The sequence below is a fragment of the Alterirhizorhabdus solaris genome (genome assembly GCF_007785815.1).
GTDB lineage: Bacteria > Pseudomonadota > Alphaproteobacteria > Sphingomonadales > Sphingomonadaceae > Alterirhizorhabdus > Alterirhizorhabdus solaris.
In genome coordinates, this window is sequence record NZ_VNIM01000074.1 from 1 (window position 1) to 20,772 (window position 20,772).

20 protein-coding genes and 1 pseudogene are annotated in these 20,772 nt (G+C 69.4%); 9 read left to right on the plus strand and 12 right to left on the minus strand.

The window, feature by feature from the left end; translation table 11 throughout:
* Positions 1-411 (minus strand): hypothetical protein (locus tag FOY91_RS22705; RefSeq protein ID WP_338062092.1); only part of this gene is annotated, 411 nt, incomplete at its 3' end.
* 91 nt (positions 412-502) lie between these two features.
* Positions 503-910 (minus strand): alpha-2-macroglobulin family protein, encoded by a 408-nt coding sequence (locus tag FOY91_RS22710; RefSeq protein WP_338062093.1) that lies wholly within the window; start codon positions 908-910, stop codon positions 503-505.
* 36 nt (positions 911-946) lie between these two features.
* Here FOY91_RS22710 and FOY91_RS15535 point away from each other — a divergent pair, with 36 nt between their 5' ends.
* The 8 genes from FOY91_RS15535 to FOY91_RS15570 all read left to right on the plus strand — a co-directional run bounded on the left by FOY91_RS15535 (position 947) and on the right by FOY91_RS15570 (position 9,995).
* Positions 947-1,759 carry an alpha-2-macroglobulin family protein gene (locus FOY91_RS15535; protein WP_338062094.1) on the plus strand — a complete coding sequence of 271 codons (813 nt, stop codon included), beginning with the start codon at positions 947-949 and terminating at the stop codon, positions 1,757-1,759.
* A 229-nt stretch (positions 1,760-1,988) separates the two neighbouring features.
* Positions 1,989-3,176 (plus strand): acetyl-CoA C-acyltransferase, encoded by a 1,188-nt coding sequence (locus tag FOY91_RS15540; protein WP_145154007.1) that lies wholly within the window; start codon positions 1,989-1,991, stop codon positions 3,174-3,176.
* Between the two features lie 30 nt (positions 3,177-3,206).
* Positions 3,207-3,974, plus strand: a complete 768-nt coding sequence (locus FOY91_RS15545) for an SDR family NAD(P)-dependent oxidoreductase (protein WP_145154009.1) — start codon at positions 3,207-3,209, stop codon at positions 3,972-3,974.
* A 164-nt stretch (positions 3,975-4,138) separates the two neighbouring features.
* Complete coding sequence (locus tag FOY91_RS15550) at positions 4,139-5,599, plus strand: MATE family efflux transporter (protein WP_145154011.1); 1,461 nt, start codon at positions 4,139-4,141, stop codon at positions 5,597-5,599.
* A gap of 233 nt (positions 5,600-5,832) precedes the next feature.
* On the plus strand, positions 5,833-6,543 hold the full coding sequence (locus FOY91_RS15555; protein WP_145154013.1) for a response regulator: 711 nt from the start codon (positions 5,833-5,835) through the stop codon (positions 6,541-6,543).
* A 52-nt stretch (positions 6,544-6,595) separates the two neighbouring features.
* On the plus strand, positions 6,596-7,927 hold the full coding sequence (locus FOY91_RS15560; RefSeq protein WP_145154015.1) for an ATP-binding protein: 1,332 nt from the start codon (positions 6,596-6,598) through the stop codon (positions 7,925-7,927).
* Positions 7,928-8,017: 90 nt separating this feature from the next.
* Complete coding sequence (locus FOY91_RS15565; protein ID WP_145154017.1) at positions 8,018-8,713, plus strand: carbonic anhydrase; 696 nt, start codon at positions 8,018-8,020, stop codon at positions 8,711-8,713.
* Positions 8,714-9,146: 433 nt separating this feature from the next.
* On the plus strand, positions 9,147-9,995 hold the full coding sequence (locus tag FOY91_RS15570; RefSeq protein ID WP_145154018.1) for a TorF family putative porin: 849 nt from the start codon (positions 9,147-9,149) through the stop codon (positions 9,993-9,995).
* Here the strand turns inward: FOY91_RS15570 and FOY91_RS15575 are convergent.
* The 9 genes from FOY91_RS15575 to cyoA all read right to left on the minus strand — a co-directional run bounded on the left by FOY91_RS15575 (position 9,979) and on the right by cyoA (position 18,522).
* Positions 9,979-11,499, minus strand: coding sequence for an ArnT family glycosyltransferase (locus tag FOY91_RS15575; RefSeq protein ID WP_145154020.1), 1,521 nt, complete (start codon positions 11,497-11,499; stop codon positions 9,979-9,981). The two genes, FOY91_RS15570 and FOY91_RS15575, sit on opposite strands and share 17 nt — an antisense overlap.
* An 80-nt stretch (positions 11,500-11,579) precedes the next feature.
* A complete protein-coding gene (locus FOY91_RS15580) occupies positions 11,580-11,822 on the minus strand; it encodes a hypothetical protein (protein ID WP_145154022.1) in 243 nt (80 codons plus the stop codon).
* Between the two features lie 68 nt (positions 11,823-11,890).
* Positions 11,891-12,424, minus strand: a complete 534-nt coding sequence (locus FOY91_RS15585) for a response regulator transcription factor (protein ID WP_145154024.1) — start codon at positions 12,422-12,424, stop codon at positions 11,891-11,893.
* Positions 12,414-13,736, minus strand: coding sequence for an ATP-binding protein (locus FOY91_RS15590; protein ID WP_145154026.1), 1,323 nt, complete (start codon positions 13,734-13,736; stop codon positions 12,414-12,416). Before FOY91_RS15590 ends, FOY91_RS15585 begins: the two co-directional genes overlap by 11 nt.
* Entirely contained in the window at positions 13,733-14,455 is a 723-nt protein-coding gene (locus FOY91_RS15595; protein ID WP_238995737.1) for an SURF1 family protein, read from the minus strand. The genes FOY91_RS15590 and FOY91_RS15595 overlap by 4 nt, the downstream gene beginning before the upstream one ends.
* Positions 14,452-14,841 (minus strand): cytochrome o ubiquinol oxidase subunit IV, encoded by a 390-nt coding sequence (gene cyoD, locus FOY91_RS15600; RefSeq protein ID WP_145154028.1) that lies wholly within the window; start codon positions 14,839-14,841, stop codon positions 14,452-14,454. The genes FOY91_RS15595 and cyoD overlap by 4 nt, the downstream gene beginning before the upstream one ends.
* Positions 14,838-15,458 (minus strand): cytochrome o ubiquinol oxidase subunit III, encoded by a 621-nt coding sequence (cyoC, locus tag FOY91_RS15605; RefSeq protein ID WP_145154029.1) that lies wholly within the window; start codon positions 15,456-15,458, stop codon positions 14,838-14,840. The genes cyoD and cyoC overlap by 4 nt, the downstream gene beginning before the upstream one ends.
* On the minus strand, positions 15,455-17,467 hold the full coding sequence (cyoB, locus tag FOY91_RS15610; protein WP_145154031.1) for a cytochrome o ubiquinol oxidase subunit I: 2,013 nt from the start codon (positions 17,465-17,467) through the stop codon (positions 15,455-15,457). Before cyoB ends, cyoC begins: the two co-directional genes overlap by 4 nt.
* 11 nt (positions 17,468-17,478) lie before the next feature.
* The gene (cyoA, locus tag FOY91_RS15615; RefSeq protein WP_145154033.1) at positions 17,479-18,522 is read right to left on the minus strand and encodes a ubiquinol oxidase subunit II; all 1,044 of its coding nucleotides are present in this window, start codon (positions 18,520-18,522) and stop codon (positions 17,479-17,481) included.
* Positions 18,523-18,676: 154 nt separating this feature from the next.
* Between cyoA and FOY91_RS15620 the strand changes: the two genes are divergently transcribed.
* Positions 18,677-19,999, plus strand: coding sequence for an MFS transporter (locus FOY91_RS15620; RefSeq protein WP_145154035.1), 1,323 nt, complete (start codon positions 18,677-18,679; stop codon positions 19,997-19,999).
* A gap of 8 nt (positions 20,000-20,007) precedes the next feature.
* Here FOY91_RS15620 and FOY91_RS15625 read toward each other — a convergent pair.
* Positions 20,008-20,694: pseudogene (locus tag FOY91_RS15625) on the minus strand (crotonase/enoyl-CoA hydratase family protein); the annotation flags it as partial.
* Between the last annotated feature and the right edge of the window lie 78 nt (positions 20,695-20,772).

The window sequence follows — 20,772 nt, forward strand, 5'->3', positions numbered from 1 at the left end:
CTGACCGCCTATGCGCTGTCGATCACGGCCGAGGCCGGGCTGGCGCGGCCCCTCCGGCACCGCCAGCCCGGCCTCGGCCGTGATCGACAGCGCATAGGCGGTCAGCGCCTCGCTGCCCTCCATCCCCTCGTCGGGGAAGTAGCGCAGCAGCCCGTCGCGATCGAGATAGGCGGGGATCTCGCCCGCCAGCACGGTCCACGCCGCCGCGTCGCCGGTGGCGATCGCCTTCGACAATCGCTGCTCGAAGCAGCCGTAGGGGTAGGCGAGCATATAGCGTCGCACGCCCTCCAGCGGCGGGGCGAGGCCGGCGGTGAGCCGCACCTGCACCTCGCCACGCCCCGGCAGCGCGCCGGCGGGCGGGGCGAGCATGATCCGCGTGTCAGGGCCGACGCGCGCCAGCTCGCCGCCCACGTCTCCAGCGGTACGGCGGGCACGATCCGCTGGCTTACCGTCAGCCGGTCAGCCGCGCGACCGTCGGCGGCGCGGGCGGAGACGGCCCACGTCACCTGATCCGGTCCGGCAGGCGCGGCGACATGCCATGTGACGGGCACCGCCCCCCCCGCCGGGATCGTGACGGTGAGCGGCGGGGCGATGCCGAGCGCGGGGTGGTCACGGCATTGGCCGTCACCGTCATCGCCCGGTTCGCGCCGTTGCGCAGGGTGAAGCTGGCGCCGTAGAAATCGCCCGACCGCACCACCGGCGGCACGCCCGCGTAGATCGTCAGATCCTGCGTCGTCCGCACGCTCGCCTCGCCGGTGCCGAAGCGGTCCGCCCCCGCCGTGGCGATCGCGACGAGGCGGAAGGAGGAGAGCGAATCCGCCAGCGGCACCGCGATCCGCGCGCGGCCCGCCGCATCTAGCGGCACCCGCCCGCGCCACAGCAGCACCGGTCGGAAATCCTCGCGGTTCACCGCCGACAGGTCGCCGCCGCCGCCCCCTGGTGGATGATGACGAGCGGCGACGAGATGGCGATCCGCGCGCTGCTGGCGGTGCTCGGCCGGCCGGGCTGGCAGGAGGAAGCGCCGCGCCTGATGGTCGGCGTGGCGCTGCGCCAGCGGCAGGGGCATTGGGATACGACCCCGGCGAACGCATGGGGCACGGTGACCGCGCGCCGCTTCGCCGGCCTCTATCCGCCCGGCGCGGTGGCGGGCACCACCACGGTGCGGCTGGGCGAGGCGACGCGCACGGCCAGCTGGCCGCTCACCGACGCGCCGTTGCTCCGCCTGCCGCTGCCGCGCGCGCCTACGCCGCTGCTGCTGGCGCAGGCCGGCGGGGCGGGGCCGTGGGCGCAGGTGTCGCTCACCGCCGCCGTGCCGCTCGGGTCTCCGCTGTTCGCCGGCTACCGGCTGGAGCGCGCCGTCTCGGTGATCCGCCAGCGCAACCCCGGCCGGCTGACGCGCGGCGACGTGCTGCGCGTGCGGCTGACGATCGACGCCTCGGCCGAGCGCAACTGGGTGGTGGTGAACGACCCGATCCCGGCGGGCGCCACGATCGTGGGTGATCTGGGCGGGCAGTCCACGCAACTGGCGGCGGCGGCCTCGGGCGGGGAGGGGATGGCTCCCTCCTATGTCGAGCGCGGGCAGGAGGCGTGGCGCGGCTATTACGCATGGCTGCCGCGCGGCCGGGTAGTGGTGGAATACGCGCTGCGGCTGAACGGCGTCGGGCGGTTCCAGCTGCCGCCCAGCCGGGTGGAGGCGATGTACTCGCCGGACATCCGCGCCGCCGTGCCCAACCGGCCGGTGACGGTGGCGGCGCGATAGGCCGGGTGCCGGAAGGGGGCGGGGCAGGCATCCGCCCCGCCTCTCGTCCGCGTCGCGCCGGTGGCCGGCCCATGGCGTCGACGGGGCATCCGGGCGGGGCGGCGGCCGCCTTGGTTGACAGGGAGCGGAGGAAGGTTCCACTACCCGTCACCAGTTTGCGGCGTGCCGGGCTTTTGCGGCATGCCGGCGTTGCGCTATCCGTTCGCCTTCATCTCAAGGGAGATTGTCCATGTCGGTTGCCGATCCGGTCGTCATCGCCTCGTTCGCCCGCACGCCGATGGGCAACTTCCAGGGGGCGCTCGCCAGCGTATCGGCGATCCAGCTCGGCGCCACGGCCGTGAAGGCGGCGGTGGACCGCGCCGGGGTCGATCCGGCCACGATCGACCGCATCTACATGGGCTGCGTGCTGCCCGCCGGCCTCGGCCAGGCGCCGGCGCGCCAGGCGGCGATCGCCGCCGGCCTGCCGCTGTCGGTGGAGGCGACGACCGTCAACAAGATGTGCGGATCGGGGATGCAGACCGCGATCATGGCGGCCGAGGCGCTCGATGCCGGCACCGTCGACATCATCGTTGCCGGCGGCATGGAGAGCATGACCAACGCCCCCTTCGTGATGCAGAAGCACCGCGCGGGCGCGCGCATCGGCCACGACATGATCTACGACTCGATGATGAAGGACGGCCTCGAGGACGCCTATGACGTCGGCAAGCCGATGGGCGTGTTCGCCGAGGACGCGGTGCGGATCTACCAGTTCACCCGCGAGAACCAGGATACCTATGCGCTGGAAAGCCTGAGCCGGGCGAGGGCGGCGATCGAATCCGGCGCGTTCGAGGCCGAGGTGGTGCCGGTCACGGTCAAGGGCCGGGGCGGCGATACGCAGGTGCTGCTGGACGAGGCGCCCGGCACCGCCAAGCCGGACAAGATCCCCGGCCTGAAGCCCGCCTTCGTCAAGGACGGCACGATCACCGCCGCCAACGCCTCCTCCATCTCCGACGGCGCCGCCGCGCTGGTGATGACGCGCGAGAGCGTGGCGAAGGAGAAGGGCCTGCCGATCGAGGCGCGCATCGTCGCCACCGCCGCCCACGCGCACGAGCCGGGAATGTTCACCAGCGCGCCGGTGCCCGCCATCCGCAAGCTGCTGGACAAGGCGGGCTGGTCCGTCGAGGACGTCGACCTGTTCGAGGTGAACGAGGCGTTCGCCGTCGTCAGCATGATCGCGATTCGCGATCTGGGCATCCCGCACGAGAAGGTGAACGTGAACGGCGGCGCCACCGCGCTCGGCCATCCGATCGGCGCCTCGGGCGCGCGGATCATCGCCACGCTGATCTCGGCGCTGAAGAACCGCGGGCTGAAGAAGGGCGTCGCCGCGCTCTGCATCGGCGGCGGCGAGGCGACCGCGATCGCGGTGGAACTGGCCTGAGCCGAACGATTTTGTGGAGGGGATGTAAGCATGCGGATTGATGGTATCGGCGCGATCGTGACCGGCGGGGCATCGGGCCTGGGTGCCGGCACCGCCGAGATGCTGGCGCGCAACGGGGCGAAGGTCACGATCTTCGATCTCAACACCGAACTCGGCACCGCCAAGGCGGCCGAGCTGGGCGGGCATTTCGTCAAGGTCGACGTGTCGAGCGAGGAGAGCGTCAACGCCGCGCTCGCCGAGGCCGAGGAAAAGCACGGCGTGGCCCGCGTGCTGGTGAACTGCGCCGGCATCGCCACCGCCGAGAAGATGATCGACCGCAACGGCCAGCCGCTGCCGCTGGAGCGGTTCGCCAAGGTCGTCGGCATCAACCTCGTCGGCACGTTCAACGTGATGTCCAAGTTCGCCGCCCGGCTGCACACCGCCGAGCCTGTGGGCGCGGACGGCGAGCGCGGCGTGGTCATCAACACCGCCTCGGTCGCCGCGTTCGAGGGGCAGGTCGGCCAGCCGGCCTATGGCGCGTCCAAGGGCGGCGTGATGGCGCTCACCCTGCCGGCCGCGCGCGAACTGGCGCGCTACGGCATCCGCGTGATGACGATTGCGCCGGGCATCTTCTGGACACCGATGATGGCGGGCCTGCCGCCGGAGGCGCAGGAAAGCCTGGGCAAGCAGATCCCCTTCCCCAGCCGGCTCGGCCAGCCGACCGAATATGCCCAGCTGGCCGAGGCGATCATCGCCAACCCGATGCTGAACGGCGAGACGATCCGCCTCGACGGCGCGATCCGCATGGCGCCGCGCTGATCGCATACGAACCCGAGCGGGCGGGGGCAGCGATGCCGTCGCCCGCCCCGTCGGCCACGGGGGGTGGCCGGCGTCCGTCGAATATTCATCCCGCGTCCCTTCCCCCCGCCGCGATCCGCGATTAGGCAAGCAGGCTCATTATCGCAGCGCAGCAGGAAACCCACGTGGCCCGAGAGGTATCCGCCGCGAAACGCGGCCAGCAGGATCTCGTCAGCGGCCCGATCGGCCGTACGCTGCTGTTGTTCGCGCTGCCGACGCTCGGCTCCAACGTCCTCCAGTCGCTCAACGGCTCGGTCAATGCGGTGTGGGTGGGGCAGTTCCTCGGCCCGCGCGGGCTGGCGGCCACCTCCAACGCCAACCTCGTCATGTTCCTGATGTTCACCACCGTGTTCGGCTTCGGCATGGCGGCCACGATCATCGCGGGGCAGGCGATGGGCCGGCGGGATGTGGATGCCATGCGCCGTACGCTGGGCACCGCGGTGGGGCTGTTCATCATTCTCGGCGTGCTGACCGTCGTGGTGGGCTGGCTGGCGGCCCCCGCGCTGCTCCGCATGCTGGCGACCCCGGCGGAGGTGTATCCGCTCGCGCTCGCCTACCTGCGCGTCGTCTTCCTCGCGATCCCGCCGAGCATGGTGGTGGTGCTCATCACGATGGCGCTGCGCAGCACCGGCGATTCGCTGACGCCGATGTGGTTCATGGTGCTGAGCACCGTGATCGACTGCGGGCTGAACCCGTTCCTGATCGCCGGCATCGGCCCGTTCCCGCGGATGGGCATCGCCGGCGCCGGCATGGCGATGCTGACCGCCAACTATGTCGGGCTGGTCGCGCTGATCGCCTACATCTACGCACGCGACTCGGTGTTGCGGCTGCGCGGGCCGGAACTGCGCTACCTGATCCCCGACCCGGTGCTGCTGCGCACCATCTTGGCCAAGGGCTTTCCGATGGGGTTGCAGATGCTGGTGATGTCCGGCGCGTCGCTGGCGATGATCGGGCTGGTCAACCGCTTCGGTACGGAGACGGTGGCGGCCTATGGCGCGATCAACCAGCTGTGGAGCTACATCCTGATGCCGGCGATGGCGGTGGCCGCGGCGGTGAGCGCGATGGCCGCGCAGAACATCGGCGCGGGCCGGTGGGATCGTATCCCGCAGATCGCGCGCGCGGGTTTTTCCACCAACCTCGCGCTCACCAGCGGGCTGATCGTGGCGCTGCTGCTGCTCGATCGTCATGCGCTGGCGCTGTTCCTCGGCGATCATCAGGCCACGATCGATGCCGCGCGCCACATCAACCTGGTGACGAGCTGGAGCTTCGTGCTGTTCGGCATCGGCCAGGTCTATTCCGCCGTGATGCGGGCGAACGGGGTGGCGGTGGTGCCGCTGGTGATCCTGTTCGTCGCCATGTTCCCGGTGCGGCTGGGCCTCTCGCTGCTGCTGCTGCCGCATCTGGGGGAGAACGCGCTGTGGGTCAGCTTCTCGGCCGGCACCGCCGCCTCGCTGCTGCTGACCGCGCTCTATTATCACTATGGCGACTGGCGCAGCGCGCACGCGATGGTGCCGGGCACGATCGAGGCCGAGGAGCGCGTGCTGGCCGATACCGAGCCGACCGGGCACATGAAGCCGCTGTCGTAATCCTCTGGTCCGACGCCGGCACCGCCCCCGGGGGGAGGGGGCGGTGCCGACGCTGGTTCGTCCGTCCCGGATCGGCCGCCGTGAGGGCCGGGCGGGAAAATCCTCGTCATCCTTCATATCGCGGTCGCGTCTTGCCGCCGCCTGGCTGCGGCGTGACGAAGCGTGTCCCGCCGTCCGGCGCGGCCACCGACGGGTGGTTGACCGCGCCGCCGCCCCTCCCGTACTGATCGGGCATGACCGCTCCCGTGATCCTGCTGGTCGAAGACGACCCCGCCCTCCGCACCCTCACCACCCGCGCGCTGCAGGAGAACGGCTATGTCGTCCGCCCGGTCGGTGCCGCGCCCGAGATGTGGCAGGCGTTCGACAAGGAGCCGGTCGATCTGGTGCTGCTCGACATCATGTTGCCCGGCACCAGCGGCATCGAGCTGTGCCGCCTGATCCGGCAGAAAAGCGATGTGCCGATCATCTTCGTCAGCGCCAAGGGCAGCGAGACGGACCGGGTGATCGGGCTGGAACTGGGCGCCGACGACTATATCGCCAAGCCCTATGGCACGCGCGAACTGATCGCCCGCGTGCGCGCGGTGCTGCGGCGTGGCGGGCTTGAGCGGCAACAGGGCGATCGCGGCGCCGGCATCGCCCGCTTCGACGACTGGACCGTCAGCTTCCCCCGGCGCGAGCTGAAATCGCCCAGCGGCGCGGTGGTGGACCTGACCGGCGCCGAATTCGACCTGCTCGCCAGCCTGCTCGATCATCCACAGCGCGTGATCGCGCGCGAGCGGCTGATAGAGCTGTCGCGCACCCGGCTCGGCGATTCCTCCGATCGCAGCATCGACGTGCTGGTCAGCCGTCTGCGCCGCAAGCTTTCCAGCGCGGGCAAGGCGGCGCCGATCGTTACCGTGGGCGGCGTCGGCTACATGCTGAACGTCGAGGTGGAGCGCTCGTGAGTCATGCCGCGTAGGTCGGCCAGCGTGAGTCAGCCGGCGTGAGCTGCCCCGCTTGAGGCGGCTGGCACGGCCGTCGATCGGGCTGCTCGGGCGGGTCTTCGCGATCCTGCTGCTCACCATCGTGATCGAGTTCGCCGCGAGCACCCTGCTCTACGAGCGCGCCAGCAGCTTTTCGGTGCGCGAGGACGAGGCGCGGCGGCTCGCCGAGCATCTGGTGATCGCCCGCCGGCTGGTTTCCGAACGCCCGTGGCGAGAGCGGCCGGCGATGGCCCGACGGCTGTCTACCGACCGCTATCTGGTGCGCTGGGCGGCGGCGCTGCCCGCCCCGCCGCCGGTCGCCCCCGGGCTGAACGAGATGCAGCGGCAGGTGACGGCGTGGGAGCCGAGCCTGGGCGATGCCGGTCTGCGGCTGCGGCTCACCTCGCCGGGCCGCGAGGGCATCGTGACCGGCGGGTTGCCGCTGGGCGACGGCAGCTGGCTGCTGTTCCGCACGGCCGAACATATCCACGAATGGGATCTGGCGATCGGCCGTATCGTGCTGGCGCTGGTGCCGGCGTTCGCGCTGATCGTGCTGGGCGGGCTGCTGGTACGGCGCACGCTGCGGCCGATGGGCCGGTTGGCGCTGGCGGCCGGGCGCGTGGGGCTGGGCGGCACCGCCACCGTGGAGGAGGCCGGGCCGGGCGAGGTGCGCCGCGTGATCCGCGCGTTCAACGCCATGCAGGAACGCATCCACCGCCTGATCGGCGATCGCACGCAGGCGCTGGCGGCGGTGGGCCACGACATGCGCACCCCGCTCGCCCGGCTGCAGCTGCGCGCCGACGAGATCGCCGAGCCGACCCTGCGCGACGCGATGCTGGGCGACGTTGCCGAGATGGAGGCGATGATCGGCTCGCTGCTCGCCTATCTGGGCGGCGAGGAGGATCCCGAAACCCCGGTCCGCATCGATATCGCGGTGCTGGCTGCCACGATCGTGGACGACGCGCAGGATCGCGGCGGCGATGCAGCCTACGAGGGGCCGGATCATGTCGAGCTGGTCGTCCGCCCCGTGGCGATCAAGCGCGCGCTCGCCAATCTGGTGGAGAACGGGCTGCACTACGGCGACCGGGTGACGGTGACCGTGGTCGAGGCGGCCGATCATGTCCGCCTGTGCGTGGACGACGACGGCCCGGGCATCCCCGAGGCCGACCTGCCGCGCGTGACCGAGCCATTCATCCGGCTCGATCCGGCGCGGGGGCGCAACACGCAGGGCCTGGGCCTGGGACTCGCGATCGTCAGGCGGACGGTGGCGCTGGAGGGGGGCACGCTGCGGCTCGTCAATCGGCCGACCGGGGGGTTGCGGGCGGAGATCGTCCTGCCGCTGGAGCCCGCGTCCTTCGTGCAATGATTCGTTACTGATCTGCGGCGCCGCAGCAAAGACCAGCACTTATCTTCACCCTCGATAGTGGCGTCTGTGCGCCTGTGTGAGGAGATTCCCATGAACGAGCTGCTCGGCCGCGTCTTCAGTTTCGCCAACCACACCTTTCCCAGCCAGAGCGCGCTCTACAACCGCCTCGCCACCGAGGGGCAGAGCCCGAAGGCGCTGATGATCTCGTGCGCGGATTCGCGCGTGGTGCCCGAGCATATCCTCGAGGCGCAGCCGGGCGACCTGTTCGTGTGCCGCAACGCCGGCAACATCGTGCCGCCCTACGCCACGCAGAACGGCGGCGTGACCTCCACCGTCGAGTTCGCCGTGATGGCGCTGGGCATCCGCGACATCATCGTGTGCGGCCACTCCGACTGCGGCGCGATGAAGGCCGTGGCCAATCCCGCCGGGCTGGAGAAGATGCCGAACGTGGCGGCATGGCTGCGCCATTCGCAGGCGGCAGGCCAGGTGGTGAACGAGGGCTATCCCGATCTCGACCCGAAGGATCGCGTGCGCGTGGTCGCCATGGAGAACATCGTCGCGCAGATCGCCAACCTGCGGACCCACCCGTCGGTCGCGGCCGGCATCGCGCGGGGGGAGATCGCGCTGCATGGCTGGTTCGTCGATATCCATGCGGGCCAGATCTTGGGGCTGGACGGCGAGAGCGGTCGCTTCCGCCCGCTGCATGCCGATCAGCCGCTGCCGGTGGCCCTGCGTGCCGCGCGCCGTTACGCGGCGGACGTGGATTGCGCACAGGCAGCGGAATAAGCGGAACGGCCCGGGCGGTATCCTGCCGCCGGGCCGCTTCGTGGACGATCTGACGTGGCAGTACGGAAAGTCGAGGGGGCATATCCCTCGGCTTTCCTTTTGTGCGGCGCAAAAGGTCTGTTGCAGACGCCTGCGGATCCGCGCCGACTCGATCCGATCCTGAAACGAACCGCACGTCTCTCAAATAGAAACATATAGACGCAATCTGGAAACTGACTGGCATCATCAGGCATCTCTTGGAAACAAATCGTGCTGCGATAGCCACAGACTGGCCCCCGCGGTGGCAGGAAATGCCGATCCTGCTTCTGGTCGCTGCGGAATATGCCTAGGCCAGATCATCCCTCGTGATTGCTGCGCCGCCGCAGATGCGGAAGAGATGCTGCGACACGGTGGAGCCAGGAGGAACAGGAACCTGCAATAAGGGGAATGTTCCATGCGCTACTCCATCGCCCTCGCGGCACTCGGTCTCGTCGCGGCGGCGACGCCTGCGCTCGCGCAGGATGCACCCACCGGGCCGTTCAAGGTTTCCGGCTCGGTCGGCCTCGTCTCCGAATACCGTTTCCGCGGCGTCTCCCAGTCCGATCGCGAACTCGCGGTGCAGGGCGGCCTGACGATCGCGCACCAGAGCGGTTTCTACGTCGGCACCTGGGGATCGAACCTGGCGGGCTGGGGCACGTTCGGCGGCTCGAACATGGAGCTGGACCTGATCGCCGGCTTCAAGACCGACATCGGCGGCGGCGGCGCGATCGACGTGGGCGCGACCTGGTACATGTATCCGGGCGGCTTCAACAACACCGACTTCATCGAGCCCTATGCCAAGCTGTCCGGCACGGTCGGCCCGGCGAGCCTGACGGCCGGTGTCGCCTATGCCCCCAAGCAGCAGGCGCTGGGCGCCTATTCGTCGACCGGCGCGTTTGCCGCTGCCGGCATTTACGACGACGAGGGCGACAAGAACGACAACCTGTACCTGTGGGGCGATGCCGCCGTGGGCGTGCCCGATACCGGCCTGACGGTGAAGGGCCACATCGGCTACTCCAACGGCAACAAGGGCCTCGGGCCGTTCGCCACGTCGGTCGCGCCGACCGGCGAATATTGGGATTGGTCGGCCGGCGTCGACTATACCATTCCTGGCCTGCCGCTCACCGTGGGCGTCTCCTATGTCGATACCGACATCACCAACCGCGAAGCCGCCTACCTCCAGCCGAGCTTTTCGCGCGGGCAGGACGGCACCGGCTCGATCGCCAAGGCGGCCGTGCTCTTCTCGCTCACCGCTTCGTTCTGACCGGTACGGCCGGCTCGCCTTGCGCGCGCCGGCCGCTGCCCCGGCGCGTGACGAACGACAGCGCCGCCAGCAGCAGCAGCGGCGCCACGTCGTAATGCGCGCGGTTGTTCTCCCATACGTCGAAGCTGCTCGATACGACCAGCACGAACCCGCCGATCATCAGCACCGCCACCCGCGTGGCCATCGCCGATGCGGGCCAGCGGCGTGATCGCAGTGCGCGCGCCAGCGCCGCCAGCACCAGCGCCGTCTCCGCCAGAAATGCCAGCGTCACCGCCAGCGCCGCATAGCTGACTTGCAGCAGCGGCGCCTGTGGCCGCGTGGGATCGAGCGAGCCGCCGAACCACGCCGCCGGTTGCAGGCCCACGGTGGCGTTGGCGATCCGCTCCCACGGGGCGATCACGGCCAGATTGCGCTCCAGTCCCTTGAACTCGCTCGACGGGCGGTGGAAATGATAGAGCGAGGTGCCCAGCACCACCGCGAAATCGGCCGGGTTGGCGGCCAGCGCCACCAGTGCATCGCGCGTCCGTGCCTCGCCCAGCTTCGTATAGACGATGTGGTTCCAGTTGTAGCCGCCGGTCGACTTGCGCAGGTTGTCGAGGCTCGGCTGGCCGGTCGGCGCGATCGGCGGCATCATCGCCAGATAGGCGGGGGGCGGCGAGAAACCGTCCATCACCGCGAAGCGCGAGAGCCTGCCCTCGGCGATCAGCCGCGCGCGCAACGCGGGCGGCAGCCGGTCCACCGTCGTGTGATCGAGCTGGAGCGGCGCCCAACTGCTGAGGCCCGCGACGCCGAACAGCAGCGCGTTCTTGAGCAGCACCGCGCCGATCGCCGCCGCCGGCAGGATCGCGGCGGCCGCCATCCGCCCGCGCCGGCCATGCGCCATCAGGACGAAGATCACGGCCGCCGCGGCGAACAGCACCGGGTGGATCATCGAGCGCAGCAACACCACCGCCGCCAGCATCGCAAAACCGAACGAGGCCCATGCGACGCTGCGTCGCATGAGGCCGGCGTGCAGCCCCCACAGCGCCATGCAGAGCAGCCACGGCACCAGCCCGTCGTAGTACAGCTTATGCGAGAACAGCAATGCGGCGGGCGCCACGCACATCCATGCGGCGGCGATCAACGCCAGCCCCGGCCGCCCGGTCAGGTCGCGGGCGAGCGCATGGAAGGCGAGGATGCCACCGAGCGTGACGGCCGCGAACAGCAGCCCCATCGCCCACAGGAACCCGTCCGGTCCCAGTCGCAGCCCCAGCCCGACGATCAGGTTGAACAGCGGTGGCTGGGTGTGGAGATAGAACAGGGTGTGCCACAGATCGTGCCGCAGCAGCGCCACGTCGGCGATCTGCATCCACCATGTAAGGTTGTCGGCATCGAACCGGCCACCTGCTGCCAGCACGACGAGCCGGACGGCGATATAGAGCGATACCAGCACCCATGCCGGTCGCGCCATGATCGCCCTGTGCCATACCGCCGCGCGCGGAGCCGTCGCCCGATATGCCGTCACCCGTCACTCCCGCCCAGCCAGTCCCTGCGGGCTAGCCTTGCTTTGCTAAGAAGCGATTGACCAGAGCCGGGCGCGACGGACTATTCGCTGCGCAGGATCGGCCGGTTTTCGTCGCCGCCGCCATTGTCGCCGAACCCGCCCTCCTTCAGTTCCTCGGCGGCGGTTTCGCTGGCGCGGTCGGCTTCGTTCACCAGCGCGCGGTCCTGCTCAGTGGGGGCCAGGCCGCCCTTGGCACGGCCACCGGGGCGGGCGGCACGATTCTGCAATTCGCCACTTTCGGTGCGGTCGGCTTCGGGCTGCTGGCCGGGGCGTTTCTCTTCCATCGCGCGATCTCCTTCTCGCCCGGACAACGCGCCCCCCGATCGCGCCGTTCCGGCCCGCGATGCCGGCCCTAATGGATGTGCCTTTTCTCCAGCTTGCGGGCCAGCGTGCGGCGGTGCATCCCCAGCCGCCGCGCGGTTTCGGAGACGTTGAAGCCGGTGTCGGCCAGCACCTCGTTGATCCGCTCCCACTCGATCGTCTTGATCGAGGTCTGCCGGCCGTCGATCGGCACGTCGGGGTCGCCCAGCGTCATGCCGAACGCGCGCTCGATGTCGTCGGTATTGGCCGGCTTGGCGAGGTAGGAGGTGGCGCCCAGCTTGATCGCCTCCACCGCCGTGGCGATGCTGGCGTAGCCGGTCAGCACGATGATGACGGTGGCCGGGCCATGCGCGTGCAGCCGCTCGACACAGGCGAGGCCGGAGGAATGGGCGAGCTTGAGATCGACCACCGCATAGTCCGGCGTCATCGATGCCAGCAGCCGCTCCATCGCCGCCGGGCCGTCTGCCACCACCACGGCATACTCCCGCCGCTCGAACGAGCGGCACAGCGTGCGGGCGAAGACGGCGTCGTCCTCCACGATCATCAGCAGCGGCTTATCCGGCATCGTCCGCCCCCTCCAGCCGGATCGCGGCGAGCGGCAGGTGCAGCGTCACCTCCGCCCCGCCGCGCGGCAGGTTGCGCGCGTCGAGGCCGCCGCCCAGCTTGCGCGCCACGTTGCCGGCGAGGAACAGCCCCAGCCCCCGGCCCAGCCCGGGCTTGGAGCTGTTGTACGGCTTGCCGAACGCCTCGAGCTGCTCGGGTGCGAAGCCGCCGCCCTCGTCGCGCACGGCCAGCACCAGCGTGTCGCCCGCACGATCCAGGCGGATGCGGATCATGTCGGGCGAGGCTTCGGCGGCATTGTCGAGCAGGTTGAACACCGCCTGTTGCAGCACCACGTCGCTGACGATCGAGACGTCGCCGCCGAAGCGATCGACATACTCCACGGCGGTGAAATCGCGCGTATCCCGCCAGTCGGCGATCATCCGGTCGAACAGCGCCCGCACGGTGGTGGCCGCCGACTCCTCGCCGCGCGCATCGCCCGACGAGAGCAGGATGCCCGTCACGATCGCCTTGCAGCGCAGCACCTCGGCCTGCATCTCGGCCACGTCGCGCACCAGATCGGGGTCGCGCGCGATCGCCTCGATCCGCCGCCAGTCCCCCAGGATCACCGCGATCGAGGACAGCGGCGTGCCCAGTTCGTGCGCCGCGCCCGAGGCGAGCATGCCGATCCGCACGATATGATCCTCCTCCGCCGCCTGTCGCCGAATCTCGGCCATCCGCCGGTCCTGCGCGCGCAGGTTGCCGTCGATGCGGTTGAGAAACATCACCAGCAGCACCGCCACCAGCGCGAAGCACACCCACATGCCCTGGACATGGAGGGCGAACAGCGTGCGGTCGATCGTGGGCGGCAGCACCAGCGGGCGGTGGATCGCGGTCAGCAACGCGAAGGCCAGGCTGGTCGCCCCAACCAGCGCCCAGCTTGCCCAGCGATCCAACAGCACCGCGCCCAGCACGACTTGCAACAGGAACAGCGAGACGAACGGATTGGTCGCCCCGCCGCTCAGATAGAGCTGCGCCGAGAGCGCCGCGACATCGAGCAGCAGCGCGACGAGCAGCTCGCCGTTGGTGGTGGCGCGCGGATGGCGCATCAGCAGCAGGCTGACGGCGTTGAGCACGACCAGCCCGGCCAGCACCCCCAGCATAGGCCAGAGCGGCAGCGGGATACCGAAGCCGAAGCGGGTGAGCAGGATGGTGACGAGCTGCCCCGCCACGGCCAGCCAGCGCAAGTGGACGAGCTGGAGCATGTTCGCGTGCCCCACCGCCGCATGCGCGGGGGCCGGGCCGGGCAGATGGCGCAGGATCGCCGCGCCGCTCATCGCGGCGGCCCGCCGCTCCGTCTCAGGAGGCCGGCCCAGTAGAGGAAGGCGGCAAGCGTCATGGCAGCCAGCATATACCACGTAACCGCATAGCCGAGGTGATTGTTGGCGAAGCGGATCACCGTCAGCCCGCCCACCGGCTGCGGCGCGGTGGTGGCGGGCGTGGCGGCGGCGGGTGGGCCGGCGGCGGCGTCGATGAAATAGCCGGCGGCCCCGGAGAGGCGGCGTCGTGCGGCGATGGCGGCGATGTCGCGCGAGTACCAGCGATCGGCGGCGGGGTCGTTGCTGCGCAGGAAGCCGCCGCCCGGCTCGGTCAGCCGCAGCAGTCCGGTGACGGACACGGTCCCCGCCGGGGGCGCCGCCGCCGCCCGGCGCGGCACGAACCCGCGGTTGACGAACAGCGTGTGGCCAGCATCGGTTCGCAGCGGCGTCAGCACCCACCAGCCCGCGCCGAGATCGGTGGCGGCCTGCACGAAACTGTCCTGTCCGGGCAGGTAGCACCCGGTGGCCGTGACCCGGCGATAGGCATCGTCGGGCCGCGCCACGGCGGGGGGCGATACGGGGCGTGCGCGCAGGCCCGTCTCCCCCCGTTCGATCAGCGCCAGCTTCCACGCCCGCCGGTGCACCTGCCAGGTGCCCAGCCCGATCAGCCCCGCGACCACCGCCAGCCACACGATGGCAAGCGCGGCGCGGGCGATACGGCGCGGGGCGCGGCTCACTCCATCCGGCTCATGTCCTGCATCGGCATCATGTTGGCGTTCATGTGGTACATCACCCACAGCGAGCCGCTGAGCGCGATCAGCACGATCACCACGGTGAACAGCAGCGCCATGATCGACCAGCCGCCTTCCGCCCGCCGGTTCATGTGCAGGAAGAAGATCATGTGGACCACCATCTGCACGGCAGCGAACGCCATGATGAGGAGCGCGGTCGCCTGCGTGGCGAGCGGCCGCGCCATCACCAGCCAGAAGGGGATGGCGGTGAGCACGACCGACAGCAGGAAGCCGATCGCATAGCCTTTACGCGAGCCATGCGCTTCCTCGTCGTCGTGGCCATGCCCATCGCCGACGTGGCCGTGGGCATCGGGGTGCGTATCCGCGCTCATCGCAGCATTCCCATCAGATAGACGAAGGTGAACACGCCGATCCAGATCACGTCGAGGAAGTGCCAGAACAGCGAAAGGCACATCAGCCGGCGACGGTTGGCGGGGATCAGCCCCTTGACCTGCACCTGCACCATCAGCGTGACGAGCCACACGATGCCGAAGGTGACATGCAGCCCGTGGGTGCCGACCAGCGTGAAGAAGGACGACAGGAAGGCGCTGGTCTGCGGCCCCGCGCCCTCGTGGATCAGATGCGAGAATTCGTAGAGCTCGATGCCCAGGAAGGCGAGGCCGAACAGCCCGGTGATCGCCAGCCACCCTTGCGTCGCGCCGCGTTTCCCGTCCGTCATCGCCAGCATGGCAAAGCCGTAGGTGATCGAGGAGAGAAGCAGCATGGAGGTGTTCACCGCCACCAGCGGCAGGTCGAACAGCTCCTTCGGCCCAGGCCCACCGGCATAGCTGGTGCCCAGCACGCCGTAGGTGGCGAACAGCATCGCGAAGATGAGGCAGTCGCTCATCAGGTAGATCCAGAAGCCAAGCATCGTGCTCGACCCCTCGGGGTGGTGCGGTTCCTCGTCGAGGTGGAACCGCTCGCGATCGAGATCGGCCTGCGTGGTCATGCCGTCACCCCCGCCAGCGAGGCGGTATGCGCCTCTTCCTGCCGCGTCACCTCGGCGGCGGGAATGTAATAGTCACGCTTGTAGTTGAAGGTGTGGACGATCGCGACGCCGATGATCCCGACGAAGCTGAGCGCCGCCAGCCACCACACGTACCAGATCATGCCCACCCCGAAGGCCACGCTCAGCGCCCCCAGGATCACGCCCGCGCCGGTGTTGCTCGGCATGTGGATGTCCTTGTAGCCGTTCAGCGGCCGCTTGTAGCCGCGCGTCTTCATGTCGGCCCACGCATCGCCGTCATGCACCACCGGGGTGAAGGCGAAGTTGTAGTCCGGCGGCGGCGAGGAGGTGGCCCATTCCAGCGTGCGGCCGTGCCACGGATCGCCCGTCACGTCGCGCAGCGCCTTGCGGTTGCGGATGCTGACGAAGAACTGGATCAGCATGGCGGCGATGCCGAGCGCGATCAGGAACGCGCCGAACCCCGCGATGATGAACCAGATCTGGTACGAAGGATCGTCGAACGTGCGCAGCCGGCGCGTCACCCCCATCAGCCCCAGCACATAGAGCGGCATGAAGGCGAAGTAGAAGCCGGACACCCACAGCCAGAACGACAGCTTGCCCCACCACACGTCCAGCTTGAAGCCGAACGCCTTGGGCCACCAGTAGTTGATCGCCGCGAAGGCGCCGAACAGCACGCCGCCGATGATGACGTTGTGGAAATGCGCCACCAGGAACAGCGAGTTGTGCAGCACGAAATCCGCCGGCGGCACCGCCAGCAGCACGCCCGTCATCCCGCCCAGCGTGAACGTTATCATGAAGGCGATCGTCCACATCATCGGCAGCTCGAACCGCACCCGGCCACGGTACATCGTGAACAGCCAGTTGAAGATCTTGGCCCCGGTGGGGATCGAGATGATCATCGTGGTGATGCCGAAGAACGAGTTGACGCTCGCCCCCGATCCCATCGTGAAGAAGTGGTGCAGCCACACGAGGTAGGCCAGCACGGTGATGACCAGCGTGGCGTACACCATCGAGGTGTAGCCAAAGAGACGCTTGCCCGAGAAGGTGGAGGTCACCTCGCTGAACACGCCGAACATCGGCAGGATCAGGATGTACACCTCCGGGTGGCCCCAGATCCAGATCAGGTTCACGTACATCATCGGGTTGCCGCCCAGCGTGTTCGTGAAGAAGGCGGTATCGACGTAGCGATCGAGGCTGAGGAGGGCCAGCACCGCCGTCAGCACCGGGAAGGCGGCGACGATCAGGATGTTGGTGCACAGCGCCGTCCAGCAGAAGATCGGCATCTTCATCATCGTCATGCCGGGCGCGCGCAGCTTTACGATCGTGGCGATCAGGTTGACGCCCGAGAGGAGCGTGCCGACGCCGGCGATCTGCAACGACCAGATGTAGTAGTCCACGCCCACGCCGGGGCTGAAGCCGATGCCCGACAGCGGCGGCATGGCGAGCCAGCCGGTCTGCGCGAACTCGCCGACGAACAGGCTCATCATCACCGTCACGGCGCCGCCCGCCGTCATCCAGAAGCTGAAGTTGTTGAGGAACGGGAAAGAGACGTCGCGCGCGCCGATCTGCAACGGCACGACATAGTTCATCAGCCCCGTCACGATCGGCATCGCCACGAAGAAGATCATGATGACGCCGTGGGCGGTGAACACCTGATCGTAATGGTGCGCGTTGAGATAGCCTTCGGACCCGCCGAACGCCCACGCCTGCTGCAACCGCATCATGATCGCATCGGAGAAGCCGCGCAGCAGCATGATGATGCCCAGGATCATGTACATGATCCCGATGCGCTTGTGATCGACGGTGGTGAACCACTCCTTCCAGAGATAGCCCCACAGCTTGAAATAGGTGAGCGCCGCCAGCAGCGCCGCGCCACCGATCGCCACCGCCACGAAGGTGGCGACGACGATCGGTTCGTGCAGCGGCAGCGATTCGAGCGTGAAACGCCCCAGGAAGGGGCTGATCGCGGGATGGGTGGTGGGCGTCTGCATGGGGGTGCCGATCACAGCGTTGACGGGTTGGACGGCGAGGCATTGCTGCGCTGCTGCACGTCGGTCGGGTTCTTCGGCGGCGCCTCGCCGGCGTCACCGCCGGTCAGCGCTTCCTCGGGCTTGGCCTGCGCGGGCATGCCCTTGCCCGGCATGTGCTTCATGCCGGCGGCGTCGTGGCCCATCATGTCGCTCATGCAGGTGGTGCCGGGGCGGACGCACTGGTTGACGACGGCGTCGAACAGGCCGGGCGCCACGCTGGCGAAGCGCATCACCGGCACCTTCTCGGTCGGCTTCTCCAGCTTCATGTAATTCGCCCGGCTCAGCGTGCCGCCAGCGGCGCGGTTGCGCGCCACCCAGGCGGCGAAGCCCGCGTCGTCCATGCCGTAGAAGCGGAAACGCATGCCCGAGAAGCCGGCACCGCTGTAGTTGGAGGAGAAGCCGGCATAGTCGCCCGGCTTGTTGATGACCGCGTGAAGCTTGGTCTCCATCGACGGCATCGTGTAGATCATGCCCGCCAGCGTGGGCACGTAGAAAGCGTTCATCACCGAGGAGGACGTCAGCCGGAAGCGGATCGGGCGATCCACCGGGGCGGCGAGTTCGTTGACGGTGGCGAAACCGTATTCGGGGTAGATGAACAGCCATTTCCAGTCGAGCGCGACGACCTGCACCTCCAGCGGCTTCGCGTTCGCGGGCACCGGCCGGTCGCGGTCGATGCGGCCGATCGGGCGATAGGGATCGAGCAGGTGGGTGCCCGTCCACGTCACCGCGCCGAGGCAGATGACGATCAGCAGCGGCGCCGCCCAGATGACGAGTTCGAGCTGGGTGGAATGATCCCAGTCCGGCTCGTAGCGCGCCTCCTTGTTGCTCTCGCGGTAGCGCCACGCGAACAGGCCGACGAGCGCGATCACCGGGATCACGATCAGCAGCATCAGCACCGTCGCGAAGATCACGAGGTTGCGCTGCTGGAGCGCGATATCCCCGGCGGGGTTCATCACGACCATCTGGCATCCGCCGAGGAACAGCGCGGGCACCGCCGCCGAGGCGGCGCGGATCATGGTCCGGACAGGACGCGGGGGCATGGCAAGGGCTGGCATGACGTCCAGCTAGGCCCGTCCGCCGCATCGCGACATTGGACATTTTGTCCAATCCCCGCCCCGTGCGTTAAGGTGCATTAGACGTCTGTTTCCCGACGCCCTAGAAAGAACGAGCATGGTCGCCTCCACCGGATCCCACGCCGCCGAACGCGATGCGCGCGCGATCAACGCCCGCCATGGCGACATCGCGCCCAGCGAGATCGCGATCGGCGTGGTGATGGGCCGGACGTCGGAATTCTTCGACTTCTTCGTCTATGCCATCGCCTCGGTGCTGGTCGTCCCGGCGCTCGTCTTCCCCTACGTCGACAAGCTGACGGGCACGCTCTACTCGTTCGCGATCTTCGCGCTCGCCTTCGTGGCGCGGCCGATCGGCTCGCTCATCTTCCTGCGGCTGGACGAGACGCTCGGGCGCGGCACCAAGCTCACCATCGCGCTGTTCCTGCTCGGCAGCTCCACCGTGGCGGTCGCCTTCCTGCCCGGCTACGAGACGATCGGTCACTCGTCGGCGGTGCTGCTGGCGGTGTTCCGTATCGGCCAGGGCATCGCGCTGGGCGGTTCGTGGGACGGTCTGTCCTCGCTGCTGGCGCTGAACGCACCGAAGAACCGTCGCGGCTGGTATGCGATGATCCCGCAGCTCGGCGCGCCGCTGGGGCTGATCGTGGCGAGCGGGCTGTTCGCCTACTTCCTGGTTTCGCTCTCCACCGCCGACTTTCTCGACTGGGGCTGGCGCTATCCCTTCTTCGTCGCCTTCGCGATCAACGTGGTGGCGCTGTTCGCCCGCCTGCGGATGGTGACGACGCCGGGCTACGCCGCGCTCTTCGAGAGCCGCGATCTGGAGCCGTCGCGCGTCGTCGAGACGCTGCGCAAGGACTGGCGCACGATCGTGATCGGTGCGTTCGCCCCGCTCGCCAGCTTCGCGCTGTTCCACATGGTCACGGTGTTCCCGCTGTCCTGGGTGGTGCTGTTCACGCAGGAGCGCGCGGCGCGCTTCCTCGCGATCGAGATCGTCGGCGGCATCGTCGGGCTGTTCGCGATCATCGCCTCGGGGCTGATCGCGGACCGGGTCGGGCGGCGCTCGCTGCTCGGCTTCTCGGCCGCCGGGATCGCGGTGTTCAGCGGCTTTGCCCCGCAGCTGCTGAACGGCGGCGACATGGGCGAGATCGCGTTCATGATCTCGGGCTTCGCGCTGCTGGGGCTGGCATTCGGCCAGTCCTCCGGCGCGGTGGCGGCCAATTTCGCGACGGCGCGGCGCTATACCGGTGCGGCGCTCACCGCCGATCTGGCGTGGCTGGTGGGCGCCGGCTTCGCGCCGCTGGTGGCGCTGGTGCTGGCCAGCCGCTTCGGGCTGGTCGCGGCGGGCGGCTATTTGTTGTCCGGCGCGGTCTGCACGCTGGCGGCGCTCGTCATCAACAAGGAACTTGGCCGCCGCATCGCCTGAGCGGCGGCTCAGTCCGCGAAGCGCGGTGACCGCCCCTCCCGCGCCGCGCGCAACGCCTCGGCGGGGCCGGGGCCGGCGAGGAGGGCGGCCTGCTCGGTCGACTCGGCCGGCAGGATCGTCGCCGCATCGGCATCGGCGGCCAGGTTGAACAATCGCTTGGCCGCGCGCGTCGCCGCCGGGCTGGCCGCGGCGATGTCGTGCGCCAGCACCATCGCCTCGGCATGGGGATCGTCGGCGGTGCGGGTCACGAGGCCGATCGCCTCCGCCTCCGCGCCGCTCATCCGCCGCGCGGTATAGGTCAGCTCACGGGCGAGGTCGTCGCGTACCAGCCCGCGCAGCAGCGCGATGCCGCCCAGATCGGGCACCAGCCCCCAGCGTGCCTCCATCATCGCGAGCTGCGCATCGGGCGCGGCGAGGCGGATGTCCGCGCCGAGCGCGATCTGCAATCCTGCGCCGAAACAGACGCCATGCACCGCCGCGATCACCGGCACCGGCAGCGTGCGCCAGCCCCACGCCGCCTGCTGGAGCAGGTTGGCCGCGCCGTGCGTGCGCGGGGCCAGCGGCGGGGCGTGTTCCTCCGCCAGCACCGCCAGATCCCCCCCCGCGCAGGAAACGCGCCCCTCGCCCGACAGAAACACCGCGCGGAGCCCCGCCGCTGCACCCCGCCGGGCGGTGGCGGCGACGATCGCCTCGAACTGCGGGAGGTCCGGCGCCTGTCTCTTTTAAATATCTGACGCTGCCGCCCGCGCCTTTCGTTTACTTCGTCAGCGTAG

Bases quoted from the DNA above. Each gene is read 5' to 3' on its own strand.
- FOY91_RS15535 (WP_338062094.1), top strand. From the start codon at position 947: ATGACGAGCGGCGACGAGATGGCGATCCGCGCGCTGCTGGCGGTGCTC.
- FOY91_RS15540 (WP_145154007.1), top strand. From the start codon at position 1,989: ATGTCGGTTGCCGATCCGGTCGTCATCGCCTCGTTCGCCCGCACGCCG.
- FOY91_RS15545 (WP_145154009.1), top strand. From the start codon at position 3,207: ATGCGGATTGATGGTATCGGCGCGATCGTGACCGGCGGGGCATCGGGC.
- FOY91_RS15555 (WP_145154013.1), top strand. From the start codon at position 5,833: ATGACCGCTCCCGTGATCCTGCTGGTCGAAGACGACCCCGCCCTCCGC.
- FOY91_RS15565 (WP_145154017.1), top strand. From the start codon at position 8,018: ATGAACGAGCTGCTCGGCCGCGTCTTCAGTTTCGCCAACCACACCTTT.
- FOY91_RS15570 (WP_145154018.1), top strand. From the start codon at position 9,147: ATGCGCTACTCCATCGCCCTCGCGGCACTCGGTCTCGTCGCGGCGGCG.
- FOY91_RS15580 (WP_145154022.1), bottom strand. From the start codon at position 11,822: ATGGAAGAGAAACGCCCCGGCCAGCAGCCCGAAGCCGACCGCACCGAA.
- FOY91_RS15585 (WP_145154024.1), bottom strand. From the start codon at position 12,424: ATGCCGGATAAGCCGCTGCTGATGATCGTGGAGGACGACGCCGTCTTC.
- FOY91_RS15590 (WP_145154026.1), bottom strand. From the start codon at position 13,736: ATGAGCGGCGCGGCGATCCTGCGCCATCTGCCCGGCCCGGCCCCCGCG.
- cyoD (WP_145154028.1), bottom strand. From the start codon at position 14,841: ATGAGCGCGGATACGCACCCCGATGCCCACGGCCACGTCGGCGATGGG.
- cyoC (WP_145154029.1), bottom strand. From the start codon at position 15,458: ATGACCACGCAGGCCGATCTCGATCGCGAGCGGTTCCACCTCGACGAG.
- cyoB (WP_145154031.1), bottom strand. From the start codon at position 17,467: ATGCAGACGCCCACCACCCATCCCGCGATCAGCCCCTTCCTGGGGCGT.
- cyoA (WP_145154033.1), bottom strand. From the start codon at position 18,522: ATGATCCGCGCCGCCTCGGCGGCGGTGCCCGCGCTGTTCCTCGGCGGA.
- FOY91_RS15620 (WP_145154035.1), top strand. From the start codon at position 18,677: ATGGTCGCCTCCACCGGATCCCACGCCGCCGAACGCGATGCGCGCGCG.